This window comes from Vibrio hyugaensis, assembly GCF_002906655.1.
Lineage (GTDB): Bacteria > Pseudomonadota > Gammaproteobacteria > Enterobacterales > Vibrionaceae > Vibrio > Vibrio hyugaensis.
In genome coordinates this window covers 621,602-636,599 of record NZ_CP025794.1, presented here as the reverse complement: position 1 = coordinate 636,599, position 14,998 = coordinate 621,602, and the positions used below count along the sequence as shown (strand labels likewise).

Annotated in this window: 16 protein-coding genes; 7 read left to right on the top strand and 9 right to left on the bottom strand. The window is 44.8% G+C overall.

What is annotated here, in order from left to right; genetic code table 11:
* The first annotated feature begins 33 nt into the window (after window positions 1–33).
* Window positions 34–330 carry an integration host factor subunit alpha gene (ihfA, locus tag C1S74_RS03655; protein ID WP_005427969.1) on the top strand — a complete coding sequence of 99 codons (297 nt, stop codon included), beginning with the start codon at window positions 34–36 and terminating at the stop codon, window positions 328–330.
* A 135-nt stretch (window positions 331–465) separates the two neighbouring features.
* On the opposite strand, the gene C1S74_RS03650 is transcribed toward ihfA, so the two are convergent.
* Window positions 466–1,239 (bottom strand): RelA/SpoT domain-containing protein, encoded by a 774-nt coding sequence (locus tag C1S74_RS03650; protein WP_038868633.1) that lies wholly within the window; start codon window positions 1,237–1,239, stop codon window positions 466–468.
* 334 nt (window positions 1,240–1,573) lie between these two features.
* Between C1S74_RS03650 and C1S74_RS03645 the strand changes: the two genes are divergently transcribed.
* Window positions 1,574–2,224, top strand: a complete 651-nt coding sequence (locus C1S74_RS03645; protein WP_045401568.1) for a thiopurine S-methyltransferase — start codon at window positions 1,574–1,576, stop codon at window positions 2,222–2,224.
* Window positions 2,225–2,304: 80 nt separating this feature from the next.
* Here the strand turns inward: C1S74_RS03645 and purT are convergent, their stop codons facing one another.
* From purT to C1S74_RS03605, 8 genes are all read right to left on the bottom strand, one after another.
* A complete protein-coding gene (purT, locus tag C1S74_RS03640; RefSeq protein WP_045401565.1) occupies window positions 2,305–3,480 on the bottom strand; it encodes a formate-dependent phosphoribosylglycinamide formyltransferase in 1,176 nt (391 codons plus the stop codon).
* 147 nt (window positions 3,481–3,627) lie between these two features.
* The gene (gene cdd / locus C1S74_RS03635; RefSeq protein WP_045401564.1) at window positions 3,628–4,515 is read right to left on the bottom strand and encodes a cytidine deaminase; all 888 of its coding nucleotides are present in this window, start codon (window positions 4,513–4,515) and stop codon (window positions 3,628–3,630) included.
* Between the two features lie 268 nt (window positions 4,516–4,783).
* Window positions 4,784–5,461, bottom strand: a complete 678-nt coding sequence (locus tag C1S74_RS03630; protein WP_045401562.1) for an LrgB family protein — start codon at window positions 5,459–5,461, stop codon at window positions 4,784–4,786.
* Window position 5,462: 1 nt separating this feature from the next.
* Complete coding sequence (locus C1S74_RS03625; RefSeq protein WP_045401560.1) at window positions 5,463–5,837, bottom strand: CidA/LrgA family protein; 375 nt, start codon at window positions 5,835–5,837, stop codon at window positions 5,463–5,465.
* A 58-nt stretch (window positions 5,838–5,895) separates the two neighbouring features.
* Window positions 5,896–7,317, bottom strand: a complete 1,422-nt coding sequence (gene sbcB / locus C1S74_RS03620; protein ID WP_045401557.1) for an exodeoxyribonuclease I — start codon at window positions 7,315–7,317, stop codon at window positions 5,896–5,898.
* Between the two features lie 200 nt (window positions 7,318–7,517).
* Complete coding sequence (locus C1S74_RS03615) at window positions 7,518–8,198, bottom strand: DUF1826 domain-containing protein (RefSeq protein WP_045401554.1); 681 nt, start codon at window positions 8,196–8,198, stop codon at window positions 7,518–7,520.
* Between the two features lie 229 nt (window positions 8,199–8,427).
* Window positions 8,428–9,801 carry an L-cystine transporter gene (locus C1S74_RS03610; RefSeq protein ID WP_045401551.1) on the bottom strand — a complete coding sequence of 458 codons (1,374 nt, stop codon included), beginning with the start codon at window positions 9,799–9,801 and terminating at the stop codon, window positions 8,428–8,430.
* A 191-nt stretch (window positions 9,802–9,992) separates the two neighbouring features.
* Entirely contained in the window at window positions 9,993–10,688 is a 696-nt protein-coding gene (locus C1S74_RS03605) for an NAD(P)H-binding protein (RefSeq protein ID WP_045401548.1), read from the bottom strand.
* Between the two features lie 664 nt (window positions 10,689–11,352).
* Here C1S74_RS03605 and C1S74_RS03600 point away from each other — a divergent pair.
* Genes C1S74_RS03600 through cobC form a run of 5 tightly spaced genes read left to right on the top strand, consistent with a single transcriptional unit; the run spans window position 11,353 to window position 14,989 of the window.
* Window positions 11,353–11,964, top strand: a complete 612-nt coding sequence (locus C1S74_RS03600; RefSeq protein ID WP_045401545.1) for a flavin reductase family protein — start codon at window positions 11,353–11,355, stop codon at window positions 11,962–11,964.
* 19 nt (window positions 11,965–11,983) lie between these two features.
* A complete protein-coding gene (gene cobT / locus C1S74_RS03595; protein ID WP_082039078.1) occupies window positions 11,984–13,027 on the top strand; it encodes a nicotinate-nucleotide--dimethylbenzimidazole phosphoribosyltransferase in 1,044 nt (347 codons plus the stop codon).
* Complete coding sequence (locus C1S74_RS03590; protein ID WP_045401539.1) at window positions 13,027–13,833, top strand: adenosylcobinamide-GDP ribazoletransferase; 807 nt, start codon at window positions 13,027–13,029, stop codon at window positions 13,831–13,833. Before cobT ends, C1S74_RS03590 begins: the two co-directional genes overlap by 1 nt.
* Entirely contained in the window at window positions 13,830–14,378 is a 549-nt protein-coding gene (gene cobU / locus C1S74_RS03585) for a bifunctional adenosylcobinamide kinase/adenosylcobinamide-phosphate guanylyltransferase (RefSeq protein ID WP_045401536.1), read from the top strand. Before C1S74_RS03590 ends, cobU begins: the two co-directional genes overlap by 4 nt.
* Complete coding sequence (cobC, locus tag C1S74_RS03580) at window positions 14,375–14,989, top strand: alpha-ribazole phosphatase family protein (protein ID WP_045401533.1); 615 nt, start codon at window positions 14,375–14,377, stop codon at window positions 14,987–14,989. The genes cobU and cobC overlap by 4 nt, the downstream gene beginning before the upstream one ends.
* Window positions 14,990–14,998: the final 9 nt, after the last annotated feature.

The following is a 14,998-nucleotide window of genomic DNA, read 5'->3' as shown; positions in this document are numbered from 1 at the left end:
AGCATTGTTTAACATAGCTTTGAGGAAAGTTTTATGGCGCTCACAAAAGCCGAACTTGCAGAAAACCTGTTTGATAAATTGGGATTTAGTAAACGGGACGCCAAGGAAACGGTGGAAGTGTTCTTTGAAGAAATTCGTAAGGCACTGGAAAGTGGCGAACAGGTAAAACTGTCAGGTTTTGGTAACTTCGATCTTCGTGATAAGAACGAACGACCTGGTCGTAACCCGAAAACTGGTGAAGATATTCCAATTACTGCTCGACGTGTCGTTACGTTCCGCCCGGGTCAGAAGTTGAAAGCTCGCGTAGAGAACTTAAAGGCAGACCAGTAAGCCATGTAACATGGATTGAGACCACGCTTTGTCGTGGTCTTTTTGTCTGTACGTTTCGGTATTTACTAAAGAACAAATAAAAAACCACCGCAATTTCGGTGGGTTTTTAGTATTAGGTGCATCAGTTTATGTCAATTATGCCGCTTCTAAGTGTGTCGTTAGGTATGGATGCCATGCCTCTTGATACAAGTTTTTAGATTGCGTACGCATGTTTCTAATTGATGCCATTTCTAAGTCATTCAAATGGCGATCCTCCACTAGAGCTTGACGCTCTAATTTCTGAATCTGTTCATATAAGTCGTGTTCTGGACCGTTTTTTACATCCGCAATAGCTTTTAAATGCAGTTGCACTTCGGCAACGAGGTTGGTCTTAGGCAAGCGAACTAAGAGGTTTAGGTCTCGATAACCGGAAGCGGTTGGTTTTTTAAAGCGGTTTTTCACTTTAACTATCGTTGTTTCACGCTCTAACGCTTCGTATACCGAAACCAAGCTTGCTACATCGTCAGCAACAATGGTCGCACGTGCTAGGTCAGTGATTCGGTTTACTTGACCGTCCAATTCGTGAACAATTTTCTCTTCGGCACGGTGCTGAGATTTAACGCCAGCAAAGTAAGGCTGAGCATCAGTAAGAAGGGCAGTACTTTTACAGATAGTTTCTAGCTCGAACTGCGCTTGGTGAGCTTTGCTGTAAAGTACGTCGAAATCTGAATAAGGCTGAGTTGGTTTGGAGTCGATTGACTGAATGCCATACAAACCACTAAGGCTATGCTTGAACAATTTTGAACAAACTTCGTTTTGACTAGCTGAACGATCTTGTTCGTTATTTGTGACATTTGGAAGTGCGGCGAACGCCGGCGCACGGCTTAGTACTAGAAGCATCAATGCTGTAGTACGTAGAAATAAGCTCATTCACTCTCCTTAACTTGCTTGCACTTAGAAAATGGGTAACGAAAAGGTCACTAAGATTCGCAAATCAGGTACTACCTAGTTAATGGGGGCTCTGTGAAAGATTCCAAGGCTGAGTTTTAACCTAATAGTAGAATCGTGTTCCAGATCACCATTTCGCTTGCCTTTATTCTGACAACCAGAAAAAGGAAGGGTTCATTCTTGAACGATAGCTATTCTACCAATGCTGTATTAACCAAAGATGAACAACATAGACAAATTTGAAAAAATCATTAGTCTTAGCCCACAAAGTAGCGTTAATGCTCATTGTATTTATCAGCCGACAAGTAGAAGTAAAATGAGAGATCAAGAATTTTGGCACAACAAATGGGCGAGTAACCAAATCGGTTTTCACCTAGATGATGTAAACCCACTATTGCCAGTATTTTGGCAACGCACCAACCCAAAACGTGAAGACATCGTGTTGGCTCCTCTGTGTGGTAAGTCTGAAGACCTAATTTGGCTTGCGACGAAACATGACGAGGTTCAAGGTGTTGAGCTAAGCCAAATTGCGGTAAGAGCATTTTTTGCAGAGCATTTCTATACCCCGACCGTTACGTCGATTAACGGCATGCATGAGCTGTATCAGTTCGACGAGCTGTCCATTTATACGGGTGACTTTTTTACTGCGCCAGTTTCTAAAGCCGATATCATTTATGATCGTGCAGCCTTGGTTGCATTGCCTCAAGAGATGCGAGAAGAATACGTAGCTCGTCTTAAGCAACTGTTGAACCCTGGCGGACGTATTTTACTTGTGACTCTTAACTACCCACAGGATGAGATGTCAGGACCTCCATTTAGCGTGCCAGTCGAAGAGATTGAACAGTTGTTTGCGGGTTATAAGGTAACTTGTTTGAATGTCGACCAAGCCGACGAAAACCATCCGAAAATTGCGAAGAAAGGTCTAAGTCGCTTCTCTGAAGAAGTGTACTTAATAGAGAGCGAATAAAGGGCTTTTCGAACCCACAGAAAGAAAAAGCGCAACCAAATTGAGCTGCGCTTTTGTACATATCGAGCTGATTAACGAAATCAGTAAACGATCTGTACTTTAGATGCGCTGTTCACTGCATCTTCAATCGAATCTTCAATAGTTTTACGGCGCGTTAAAACGACACCTAAGCGACGGCGACCGTCGATTTCTGGCTTACCAAACAAGCGAACTTGTGTTTGTGGTTGAGCCAGTGCTTTTGCAATATTATCAAAGCGGATATCGGTGGAGGTGCCTTGCCCAAGAATGACTGCTGATGCTGAAGGACCATACTGAACGATGCTGTTAATCGGCATACCAGTAAACGCGCGAACATGAAGTGCAAATTCAGACATTTCTTGAGAAATCATGGTTACCATGCCAGTGTCGTGTGGGCGAGGGGAAACTTCGTTAAAAATAACCTTATCGCCTTTAACAAACAGCTCTACACCAAAGATGCCGTAGCCACCTAGTGCATTAACGACTTTCTCTGCTGTGTATTCAGCCGCTTTGATGGCGTTGTCGGACATTGCTTGAGGTTGCCATGATTCTCGGTAGTCACCATCTTCTTGGCGATGTCCGATCGGGGCACAGAAATGCACTCCATCAACTGCACGTACCGTCAGGAGCGTAATTTCGTAATCGAAATCAATAAAGCCCTCAACAATGACACGACCAGCACCCGTGCGACCGCCTTCTTGTGCATAGTCCCAAGCCGCTTGCACGTCGTCTTCTGTTTTGATTACGCTTTGACCTTTACCTGAAGAGCTCATCACTGGCTTCACAACACATGGGATACCAACATGTTCTACTGCCGCTTTAAAGTCCTCAAAGCTATCAGCAAACTGATAAGGGGAAGTGTTTAGCGCCAACTCTTCAGCAGCAAGGCGGCGAATGCCTTCACGGTTCATTGTTAACTTAGTTGCTTTCGCTGTAGGAACAACATTCAAGCCTTTCTCTTCTAATTCGACTAATTTATCTGTCGCGATGGCTTCAATTTCAGGAACCACGTAAGCAGGTTGCTCTTTGTTGATGATCTCTTCCAGTGCCTGACCATCAAGCATGTCGATGACGTAGCTACGATGCGCTACTTGCATCGCTGGAGCATCGGCATAACGGTCGCATGCGATTACTTCCAAACCAAGACGTTGGCATTCAATTGCCACTTCTTTACCAAGCTCGCCAGAGCCCAAAAGTAATACACGGGTAGCATGAGTGCTAGTAGCAGTACCGAACATAGTGTTCCCTTACAAAATAAAGTGATGAAACAGAAATTGCAGAGGATCATACTGATTTTTACGGATGAAGCAAACGTTTGCGTATGGTTTTTGATAATAAAAAAGGCCCTACTTCAAGTAGAGCCTATCTCTTAAGCATCGTATGAATTAAACGTTCACAAAACTCACTGGAATATCAGGATTTAGTGCTTCTAGCGTTGATTGAGTATCAGCTAGGTGACTGATCTTGCCTTGTGAGTTTTCAACCAAGGCTGCTGCTTTGATGTCTTCAAACTGCTCACCCGACATCAAGATCTGAATCAGAGCAACTTGAAGTGGAGGAAGGCTAGGGTTGAACGCTGCATTCTCTGCATACGCGCCTTGGAATACGCGACCGCTGTTCATCTCAAGCGCAATACCGCTTAAGTTGTTAGTGTATGGCGCGTGGCTGATGTTCATCGCATTGACGGCTTTTTGGATTAAAGCATCGTCTTCATCACAAACAAACTCGTGCTTCACCTCTGCCATAAGACCTGACTCAATGCCTAGATCTGCTGGACCAAACGCTTCAGGAAGGTAGTGATGAAGTGACTTTTCTTCACGTTCTGGTAATTGGATCTTCAGTTCTTTCGCGGTGCTTAGTTCATTCATGAACTGACGGCAGTGACCACAAGGGCTGTAGTTGATGGTAATGTCTTTTACGCCATGTTCGCCTTTCATCCAAGCGTGGCTAATAGCGCACTGCTCAGCATGAACGGTTTGACCTAGCTGAACACCGAAAAACTCCATGTTCGCGCCAAAATAAAGACGACCTGATAGGCCGCGAACAATCGCACCTACATAAAACTCAGAAATCGGAGCGTAAGAAAACGCTGCGGCAAAAGGAAGTAGAGCAACACGAAGCTCTTTGTCTGAAAGGTTGGTAGCGTTCAGCAGCTCATCAAACTGTTGCTCAGAAATAGTGGCATCAAAATCGTCAGCGAGAACGATAGGAGCAAAATGTGTTGAAAGTGCTTCAGGAGCGCTTGCTAGCGCCTGTTCAATGCGACTTTTCATGTTGAATCCTTGTTATTGCATGGACAGTTATTCTATGCGAAAGATGGAAATGTTCTGTGCTTTGGATCACGTTAATGTCTGTAATGATGATTTACGTTACATAGTTAGAGTGAGCTCACACATGTATTCGATTGCACAGAGGCTTAACGTTATCTCTGTCCCATAAATAACTATATCAACTTAGATTCATACTGCGAATTTTTTGGAAAGGAGTTAAAGCCGGCTCAGTCTATTTACGTCAAGAAAGAGCAGGCTTTGGCATTTATCTTTATTGGTATAACCAAACGGCTAGAGCAAAGAAGCTTGGCGCAAGTATCGATGTGATAATACCGCACAACACGAGTGCGAGTGATGAAAAGGCAGCATCACCGGGTTGTTTCTCTGCGCAAGTTGCGGTGCCAAGCGCGTGGGAAACGGTACCCATTGTTAATCCGCGCGCAATAGGGTGTTTGATGCCGATAAGATTGAAGATTGGATACGCCAAAATCGCACCGAATAAGCCAACAATAAGCACAAGAATGGCGGCAACAGCGGCTTCACCACCTAAGTGGCTAGAGATCTCCATTGCGATAGGCGTCGTTACCGATTTACCCACTAAACTCGCAATTAGGCTAATATCTGCTTTGAACGCAACGGCAATCAGTGTCGCTGTCAACATAGACATCACACTGCCCAAAGAACAGGCCAGAGCAATAATACGCCAGTTCGCTTTGATTTGAGGGAGCTGTTCATAGAGTGGATATGCTAGTGCTACGACAGCCGGTTGGAGTAAGAAACTGATGTACTCGTTATCGGTATAGTAAGTCTCGAACGGTACCTTCAAAAAGGTAAGCAATGGAATTAACACAGCGATACTGATCAGTAGCGGATTCGCGATAGGATTATTGACCTTAATGGCGATTTGACGTGCTGCTAGGAAAACAACAATAGTGACAAGTAACCACATATTAGTGTTTCTCCTTCAGCAAGTAATCTAAGAACCACGCTAAGCTGACCAATACGATCAGTGAGCCGCCTACTGCACTCGCAATAATTGGCAGCGCATTCGCCAACAACATATCAAAGTGCTGCATCAAACCAACACTGATTGGGACGAACAATAAGATCATGTAGCGAATGAAAAGCGTCGCGCCAGGCTTAACCCATTCGACTTTGACGAAGCCAAGGGTCATAGAGAAAAACAGCACAAGCATACCAAGAACACTTCCGGGAACGGAGATGCCAGCGAATTTTTGAATTGTGTTGCCGATACCAAGTGCTCCCATAATAAGTGCGAGGGAAATAAGCAAATGGATCAGCTGTAGTAATCGGTCTTTAATCATTTTGACAGCATATAAAACAACAAACACACCCGAAGGTGCGTTTGAACAAGGTAAGAAATTAGGAGGCTAGGCTCTCTACGTAACGATAGACAGATTTTAATAGTGCTATCTTCTTTTCGTCACTTTCATGTTCGTGAACTAAGTTTTCTAAATTCAACATGTACTCTTCGATTTGGCTTTCGAAGACTTCACGACAATGTTGCGCCCAGCGCCTTTGCTCTTGCTCATCCAACGTGCCCGTAAAATGACGCGCACGGTAACGGAACAACAGTGGTTTAATTCGTTTATCGTCGAATTCGATATCAAGAGCTGCGAGGTTGTTTGGATCCGTTTCTCGGATGATATCCATTGCTGCTCGATCGGCTGGGGAGAAAAATCCATCGTACAGCTGCGTATCGACGTCATCGCTCTTTTCGAATTCACGCTCAATAGAGAATAGACTAATAAGTTTGTCTCGGATCTCTGGATGCTGACGAAGTAAAGCAAGATTGCTTAAGCATTTTTGGCGATCAATACCAATCAACTCTGCGTTGTCGGCTGTCAAAGTCTTTGCGGGAGCAAGAATAGGGCACTTATTCAAATGCACCAGTTTGACAGGCACAGGAAGCAAGTCTCCTAATTCATCGCGTTTGGTGTACAAACGTACTTTTAGCTCTTCTGCCGAAAGGTCGAGGATCGGCTGAGGATCTTTTGCCAAGTCGATCGTGATAACGGCGTTGTTGTTTGTTGGATGCCAAGCGACAGGTACGATCCAGCTTGTATACTGGCATTCACGCCCTAACATGCCAGAAACGTGCATTAACGGTGTCATGTTGACGATATCAACAAGGTCGTTCAGTTTGCGTTTGTTACGCATAGAGAAAAAGTAATCAAACAGCTTCGGTTGTGCCGCTTTGACTTTCTTCGCCATTTCGATGGTCGCGATGACGTCTGCCATCGCATCATGGGCGTTACTGTGCTCGATACCGTTGGCTACCGACAAGTGCTCCAATTTAAAGCTGGTAAAGCCTTCATCATTTTCTGGCCATTCCACGCCTTCTGGCCGAAGCGCATGACATGCGCGCATTACGTCCAATAAATCCCAACGTGAGTTGCCGTTTTGCCAGCTCCATGCGTAAGGGTCGATAAAGTTACGGTAACAGGTGTAGCGTGTCACTTCATCATCGAAACGAATACTGTTATATCCAAGGCTAGTGGTCTTTGGCTTCGAAAGCTCTGCGTGAATTTTTGCAATAAATTCTGGCTCGGGTAAGCCTTCTTGCATTGCTTTTTGCGGCGTGATACCGGTAATCAAAGCTGCTTCGGGAGAAGGGAGGTAATCAGCAGGTGGTCGGCAATACATGACTAATGGTTCGCCGATGATATTGAAGTTTTCATCTGTACGAACACCAGCGAATTGGCTCGGACGATCTTTGGCTGGACTTGTACCCCAAGTCTCGTAGTCAAAGAAGAAAAAAGTGGGCTGATTATCTTGGTGCATTCTGCTTACCGTTTACGGAACCGATGGGAGTATTAGACCATTCAACGCCTTGACTCGCAACGAAAGATGCAAGGTGAAGTTGTGAAAATGAAAAAGAGGTCGTATAAGCATCAGCTTGATAATTTATGTCTGGTTAGCGTGTAAGCAGTAAGGCATTTCTTTATCGAATAACTGGCGCTATTTGAGCGCTGTGTATTTTCCTAACCAAAATCCAATGTCATTAATAATCGGGTTTCGTTAGACATAATGTTCGGTGAGCGGTGTACCAAGCCCGTATGCTCATTACCTATCCAGCGCCCACCCTTAAGAAGGGCAACATCACCACAAGCAAGTTGCTGTATATCAGACTCTACGTCATATAAGCCCGACTCTGAATCTGGCAATCCGTTACTCCCGCGCCCCAATTTAGAGCGATCGACAGTACTATTTTGAAGCCATTGCGTGCCGCTACCAAAATAGCTCGTAACCAATCGGCAAGGTACTTGGTCAACGTGAAAGCGGGGACACATTGCGCTATTGAGCATTGCGAGGCGTAATCCTGCATCTTTTAGTTCAAACAAATAGCAGAACATATCAACCAACTCAGCAATATTTCTTAGTAGCACTTCTGGCGCTTTTCCGTCAGTTGCGAATTGCAACGTTTCTAAAGCATTTTCTGGGGAGACGCTCAACGACTTACCAAAGTTGGGGTTTGATGTAACAAACGCTTTGCTTGCATCAATAAGTTGTTGATCAAATTGACGCTGCCAAATCGCGATATTGATGTCTTCTTGATAAATGTCTGCCAACACCGTCGGTTCTTTTCGTGCACTGAAACCAGTCGTTTTTTGTGTGTTTCCCAAGGCTTCAGTTGTAATGGACTCGGTTAAAGTTGAAGTCATGATATAACCTCCGATGTTATTCGTATGCGGATTTACTTTGTTGTAATGTTATATCATAACATATTTTGCTAACAAACCTATTTGCCGCAAATCTTATTTAGACTCTAGTAAGTCTTTGAAAAAGGTTGGGGAGATTCGCCATGCTTTTATTTTAGCGAGCCTGAAAACCAAAAAAGCCGACGGGAAAACCATCGGCTTGATTATTTGACTGGTTGAAACAGTGAGTGATCTACGCTTTTTGTTCTTCCATTCGTGTCTCTTTTTCAGAAGACTTCAATAGGCGACTGGTAATCGTACCTGCCGTCATTGCGCCTGATACGTTTAGTGCAGTACGCGCCATATCAATCAAAGGCTCGATAGAGATAAGTAACGCGGCAATCGTTACTGGCAATCCCATTGCAGGGAGTACGATAAGTGCAGCAAACGTTGCGCCGCCGCCTACACCAGCAATACCAAATGAACTGATGGTGATAATCGCAATCAATGACAGAATGAAGTTAATTTCTAAAGGGTCAATGCCTACTGTCGGCGCAACCATCACGGCTAACATCGCAGGGTAGATACCAGCACAACCATTCTGGCCGATTGTTGCGCCAAACGATGCCGAGAGGTTAGCAATTGCAGGTGGCACATTAAGCTTAGTGATTTGCGCTTCAACGTTCAGTGGAATCGTTGCTGCTGAACTGCGTGATGTAAATGCGAAAGTCAGTACTGGCCAAATCTTCTTAAAATACTCTGCTGGGCTTACACCAACGAAAGACACTAGTAGTCCGTGTACAAGGAACATAAGCAAAATAGCAACGTACGATGCTACGATGAAACCCAACAAGTTAAGGATGTCACCAGCACTTGAGGTTGCGACCACTTTTGCCATTAATGCCGCGATACCGTAAGGCGTTAATGCCATGATCATCTTAACTAAACGCATCACGATAGACTGAGCGGTTTCAACGAAAGTACGAATAGGAGATTCCAATTCTTCTTTTTCTGCCATGACTTTGCGCGCGGCGATACCCACCAAAACACCAAAAATAACCACAGCGATGATAGAGGTCGAACGTGACCCCGTTAGGTCAGCGAATGGGTTGGTTGGAATAAAGCTAATTAGCATTTGGGGAATAGTCAGGTCACTCACACTGCCTGCTCGGCTCTCTAATACAGCAATACGAGCGGTTTCGCGCGCACCCTCGGTCAAGCCCTCTACTGACAAGCCAAACGTTGAGGTGACAACAATACCGATAAGCGCAGCAATCGCGGTAGTTACTAATAAAACAGAAATCGTCAGGCTAGAAATTTTGCCCAGTGAGCCGCCTTTCTCCAATTTGACTACCGCAGCAATCATAGAGACAAGTACTAATGGCATTATCACCATCTTCAACAGGCCAACATAACCACTGCCGACGATGCCAACCCACTCAAGAGTTTGAGCAATCACATCGCTGCCCTCACCATGAATCAGTTGTAGAGCAAGACCGAAAAGTGAACCGGTAACCAGGCCGATCAGAACAAGACGAGATAGGGTGTTCTGTTTTTGTTGCTGGCTAAAAAGTAAGAATAGTATGGCGACAAACACCGCCAGAGAGGCAACCACTGAGAAATTCATAATTTGACCTTATCAATCAGCGCTAAATGCTGACTGTTTTTTTATATAGAGCTATAAACTGATGGCGTAAGATAACGTTCGGGATATAACTTTAAAAATGAAAAACAGGTATTAGATAGATCTAAAATGAATATAAATACGCGACGCACTTCTCGTTAATTATTGATTTAGAGCGAATTCCAACCAGGTTTTTAATCGTAGTGCTTTATGAGGTCGAGCATTTCTCTCCGATGCAAATAAACGATAGGGTCTTCTTGATAGCTGAAAACTTGGTAAATCATCGCTTTGGCTACATCTTGGGCATGAATTGGCACAAAGTTAGCCAAATTACCCAGCATAAGTGGCCTTATGACTTTGAAAAGCGTTTGAATGAGCTTTTCATCAGTTCGAGGGTTTTCACGTTGACCGACTAAGGGACCAGGTCTTGCAAACACCACTTCATCAAAGCCCATTTTCTCGATGTTTTTTTCCATGTGGCCCTTACAAGCAAGATAATGAGACGATGAAGAGGCTTTTGCACCTAAGCTGGAAACCACAGCTAGGCGTTTCACACCGATCATCTTCATTTGTTGCGCGACTTTACACACCAATTCCACATCGATTCTGCGCAAAGCATCTTTACTGCCTGCTTGTTTTAGCGTCGTTCCTAAGCAAATAAAGCCGACGTTTGGGGTAGGTTGTTGTTCGTCCCAGTCATGAATGGTTAACTCAGCATCTAGGATGGGGATAATCTTGTTGTCAGGATCGGCGACATCAGTCAAGGATTTTCGAGAAAGGGAGTAGAGCGTATCAATGCTTGGTTGTGAAACCAGTTTATTGATGACAGCTTTGCCGACAAGCCCAGTCGCACCAGCAATGATGACGCATGCGTTCGTATTGTTACTCATTGTCTTCTTCCTCATAAAGAACAAATGCTTACGCTATTGTAGCTGATTTACCTGAACAAACATTAGGCATGAATACAATGTTTGATATTTAACTTGTTTGTTTTGTCTTTTCAAAAATAAAAAGACCCGCGGGACAAACGGGTCTTTTTTGTTAGGAGAATGATAAGGGTATGGATCGCCGAGGTTGGCGGGTTGGGTTAGGCTTGCCTCTCTTAGCGGGGCGACGACTTTGATTGGCAAACATGATTTCTCGCTTTTTTGTTAGGGACAATCCTTAATTGCATCAGGCATGCCAACATTGCTCTGAAGGAAAACGATAGTCAAAATTATGAGCAGCGCATTGGTTGAATGAATGCGCATAGTGTTGAATTAATTTAATTAAAACATGGTGTTATTGAGGTTTTGCGTTTCTGGTTTTGACTAGTTGGTTTTAATTTCAGCTTATCAATAGTGCCTTCTTTATTTATTCAATGTCGCTTCAACATTCATCATGAATGAAAAGTTCTCTCTTAATTTTCATTTTTATCAATATGACAGTCGAAATGACAAAAGTGCCAGTCAAAAAGAGAAAATTAGGTGAAATTGCACACAAGAGGCGTACACTTGTTGTCTTTAAAAAACGAGCCATTGGCTCATTCGAGACTTTTCAGACCAAGGACGTCGTATGAACATAGATCTCAGTACACTTGCACCTACGCAGGTGTATCATTTGATGACTCAGACCGTTATTCCTCGCCCAATTGCCTGGGTGCTTACTGATTCGGGTGAGCAAAATTTCAATCTCGCGCCATTTTCTTATTTCACCGCCGTTTCTAGCCGTCCTCCTTTGTTAATGATTTCAGTTGGTAAGAAGCCCAATGGAGATATCAAAGACACCACTCGAAATGCATTAGAAACTAGTAAATTGGTGATTCATATTGCGACGAGTGAACTCGCTGAACAAGTCACTCAGTCTTCTGCCACGTTAGAACATGGGGAGTCTGAATTGCTCACCACTCAGCTTGAGACTACTCAATTTCAAGGATGCGAATTACCTCGCTTAAAGGGCGCGCCAATTGCATTCGGCTGTAAGTTGCATGAAGTGATAGAGATGGGGGAGACACCACAAAGTTTGATCTTTGCAGAAATTGAACACATTTATGTCGATGAACGGGTCATATCCATGGAAGGTGATCGTTTAAAAGTCGACGCTCTTGCGGTTGACCCATTAGCAAGGCTTGGTGGAAATGAGTACGCCACGCTAGAAAAGACGTTCTCTGTTGCTCGTCCAAAATAAATAATAAGGAACCATCATCATGGATCGCTCTTTTGCCTCAGAAATTCAAGCTCGCATTGATAACAAAACCAAACCAGTAGGCGCTCTTGGTTTGCTCGAAAAAGTAGCCTTAGAACTGGCGCTAATTCAAAGCCAAGATAAGCCGCAAGCGGTTGAAACAATAGAAATTCGCAAACCAACCATGTTGGTATTCGCTGGTGATCACGGCATCGCTGAAGAAGGGGTGAGCATTGCGCCAAGTGCTGTGACTCAACAAATGGTGGCGAATTTTCTTGCTGGAGGTGCCGCCATTAATTGTTTCTGTGACCTCAACCAAATTGACTTTAAGGTCATTGATTGTGGCATGTTGTCGCCCATCGATACCTTAGTTCCGGACTTTAAACATCATCCCAACTTGATTGAGAAACGTCTGGGAAATGGCACGGCAAACTTTGCTAAACAAACAGCGATGTCACTAGAACAAGTCGCGCTAGGTTTGGAATATGGTGCCAAAGTTGCTGAACACGCGATCCTGAGTGGTTCGAACTTGTTGATGTTTGGCGAGATGGGGATTGGCAATACAAGTTCTGCATCGGCACTGTTAACTGCGCTGAGTCCATTGGAAGTAGACCATTGTGTTGGCTATGGTACGGGTATTACTCAAGAGCAACTCAACCGCAAGATCAAGCTAGTTGCACAAGGTGTGAATCGCTGTCGTGACCTTGATACTAAAGGCGCGTTGGCTCAAGTCGGTGGGTTCGAAATCGTGCAAATAGTTGGCGCATTCTTAGAAGCGAAACGCCATAAAACGCCAGTCTTGGTCGACGGATTTATCGTATCTGTAGCCGCTTACGTCGCGACTCTATTAGATGAAGAGACGCGAGATTACATGCTGTTTGCACATAACTCAGAAGAAAATGGGCACAAGTTTGTGCTGGAATGCTTACAAGCTGAGCCTCTCTTGGATCTTGGGTTGCGCTTGGGTGAAGGGACCGGAGCCGCACTTGCTTTACCACTGGTAAAAGCGGCGGCTCAGTTTTACAACAACATGGCGAGCTTTGAGAGTGCGGGAGTGACGGTTTAGTGTCTGCTTCGGATAATACACTCCATTCAGAGACTCGTTCTTTGCGCTATCAGAGTGAGCTTTTCTTGCTCGCAGTAAGCTTTTTTAGCCGTATACCAGTGCCTTCTGATTTACCTTACAGTGAAACGCGCATGAACCAAGCGGGTCGATATTTTGCTTTGGTCGGAGTGTTGCTAGGGCTACTGTGCGCAGCTGTGTTTTCACTGGCGAGTCTGTTGTTCCCAAACTCAGTTGCCATCGTGTTAACCATGGTATTTAGCCTGCTGCTTACCGGCGCGTTCCATGAAGACGGTTTAACGGATATGGCGGATGGTATTGGCGGTGGTATGACGTTAGAGCGCCGCTTAACCATCATGAAAGACAGCCGCATCGGGACTTACGGAGCGGCAACGCTAATGATGGCGCTGCTGGCGAAGTTTGTATTTTGGAGCGAGTTAGCCAATGAACCTCAATTTTGGCTGATGATCGTCGTGGCGTACACCGTGAGCCGAGCGCTAGCAGCCACTCTCATATATGACATGCCTTACGTTAGTGACGCGGATACCTCGAAAAGTAAACCGTTAGCGAACAAACAATCGAGCTTAGAAGTCGCGATACTACTGTTCACAGGTGGGGTTGTAGCGCTGTTATTGGGCGTGACTCAGGCAGTGGTTATCATATTGGTGTTGGCACTGTTTCGTGTCGGCTTTAAACGCTGGCTGACCAAACGTATCGGCGGATTTACTGGCGATTGCCTTGGTGCCGCGCAGCAGCTTGCAGAGTTGCTTGTTTATCTCACTCTTATCGCATTTAGTCATTCATTATGAAGCAACTTATTCTAGGTGGTGCGCGTTCAGGAAAATCGAGCTTAGCAGAGAGCAGGGCGCAACAGTGGGCACAAAATAAAAACGGAACGCTTCACTACGTGGCGACGGCATTGCCTTTTGATGAGGAAATGAGGCAACGCATTGCTCACCATAAACAGCAGCGAGGGGCTGGGTGGATTGAACATGAATGTCCGCTTAACTTGCCTGAGCTCATTTGTGAGTTTTCGTCTCAAGATGTCGTGTTAGTTGACTGCCTTACGCTTTGGCTCAACAACTGGATCTTTGAACTCGGTGATGACTGCTGTAATGAGCGGTTAGAGGAAAAAATTGAGCGGTTGGTAAATGCGATAGCACAATCTGAAGCGACGCTGATTTTTGTCTCTAACGAAGTCGGCATGGGTATTGTGCCGCTCGGCGCTGTCAGTCGCTACTTTGTTGATAATGCGGGACGGATGAATCAAAAATTGGCGATCGTATGTGAGCAAGTCACGTTTGTCGCTGCGGGCTTGCCGCTTGAGCTCAAACCACAGGAAGGGAAGAAATGAAAACGCTGAATATCTATTTACTGCGACACGGGAAAGTGAACGCAGCCCCAGGTTTACACGGACAAGCCGATTTAAACGTTGATGATGTTGAGCAACGCAAAATTGCACAAGCCTGGCAACAAACGGGTCGAGAAGTAGAAGGGATCATTAGCTCTACTTTGTCACGTTGTCACGATCTTGCTCAGATACTTGCAGAGCAGCAACTTTTGCCTTTGCATGTGGAGCCACAACTTCAAGAGTTGGATTTTGGTGATTTCGACGGTATCCCATTTGACATGCTTTCTGAGCATTGGAACAAGCTCGACGCGTTTTGGAAAGCACCTGCACAACACACCTTGCCGAATGCTGAGAGCCTAGACGATTTCTCTCATCGCGTAACTTGTGCTTGGTCTCAAATCATTAATGATATCAATGACAACTTGCTAATTGTCACGCATGGTGGCGTAATTAGAATGATTCTCGCCCATGTGTTGGGGGTGGATTGGCGCAATCCACGATGGTATTCGACATTAGCGATAGGAAATGCGTCAGTAACACATATAACAATTACCATCGATGATCAGATTTACGCCTCAGTTCGTTCGATAGGCGTACCACTATTTGAAAATTAGTCACGGAAG

What these genes read in the sequence shown, in the direction of transcription:
- C1S74_RS03600 (WP_045401545.1), top strand. Translation starts at nt 11,353, where the DNA reads ATGAACATAGATCTCAGTACACTTGCACCTACGCAGGTGTATCATTTG.
- sbcB (WP_045401557.1), bottom strand. Translation starts at nt 7,317, where the DNA reads ATGCACCAAGATAATCAGCCCACTTTTTTCTTCTTTGACTACGAGACT.
- C1S74_RS03650 (WP_038868633.1), bottom strand. Translation starts at nt 1,239, where the DNA reads ATGAGCTTATTTCTACGTACTACAGCATTGATGCTTCTAGTACTAAGC.
- cobU (WP_045401536.1), top strand. Translation starts at nt 13,830, where the DNA reads ATGAAGCAACTTATTCTAGGTGGTGCGCGTTCAGGAAAATCGAGCTTA.
- C1S74_RS03645 (WP_045401568.1), top strand. Translation starts at nt 1,574, where the DNA reads ATGAGAGATCAAGAATTTTGGCACAACAAATGGGCGAGTAACCAAATC.
- purT (WP_045401565.1), bottom strand. Translation starts at nt 3,480, where the DNA reads ATGTTCGGTACTGCTACTAGCACTCATGCTACCCGTGTATTACTTTTG.
- cobC (WP_045401533.1), top strand. Translation starts at nt 14,375, where the DNA reads ATGAAAACGCTGAATATCTATTTACTGCGACACGGGAAAGTGAACGCA.
- cobT (WP_082039078.1), top strand. Translation starts at nt 11,984, where the DNA reads ATGGATCGCTCTTTTGCCTCAGAAATTCAAGCTCGCATTGATAACAAA.
- C1S74_RS03610 (WP_045401551.1), bottom strand. Translation starts at nt 9,801, where the DNA reads ATGAATTTCTCAGTGGTTGCCTCTCTGGCGGTGTTTGTCGCCATACTA.
- C1S74_RS03625 (WP_045401560.1), bottom strand. Translation starts at nt 5,837, where the DNA reads ATGATTAAAGACCGATTACTACAGCTGATCCATTTGCTTATTTCCCTC.
- C1S74_RS03615 (WP_045401554.1), bottom strand. Translation starts at nt 8,198, where the DNA reads ATGACTTCAACTTTAACCGAGTCCATTACAACTGAAGCCTTGGGAAAC.
- ihfA (WP_005427969.1), top strand. Translation starts at nt 34, where the DNA reads ATGGCGCTCACAAAAGCCGAACTTGCAGAAAACCTGTTTGATAAATTG.
- cdd (WP_045401564.1), bottom strand. Translation starts at nt 4,515, where the DNA reads ATGAAAAGTCGCATTGAACAGGCGCTAGCAAGCGCTCCTGAAGCACTT.
- C1S74_RS03605 (WP_045401548.1), bottom strand. Translation starts at nt 10,688, where the DNA reads ATGAGTAACAATACGAACGCATGCGTCATCATTGCTGGTGCGACTGGG.
- C1S74_RS03630 (WP_045401562.1), bottom strand. Translation starts at nt 5,461, where the DNA reads ATGTGGTTACTTGTCACTATTGTTGTTTTCCTAGCAGCACGTCAAATC.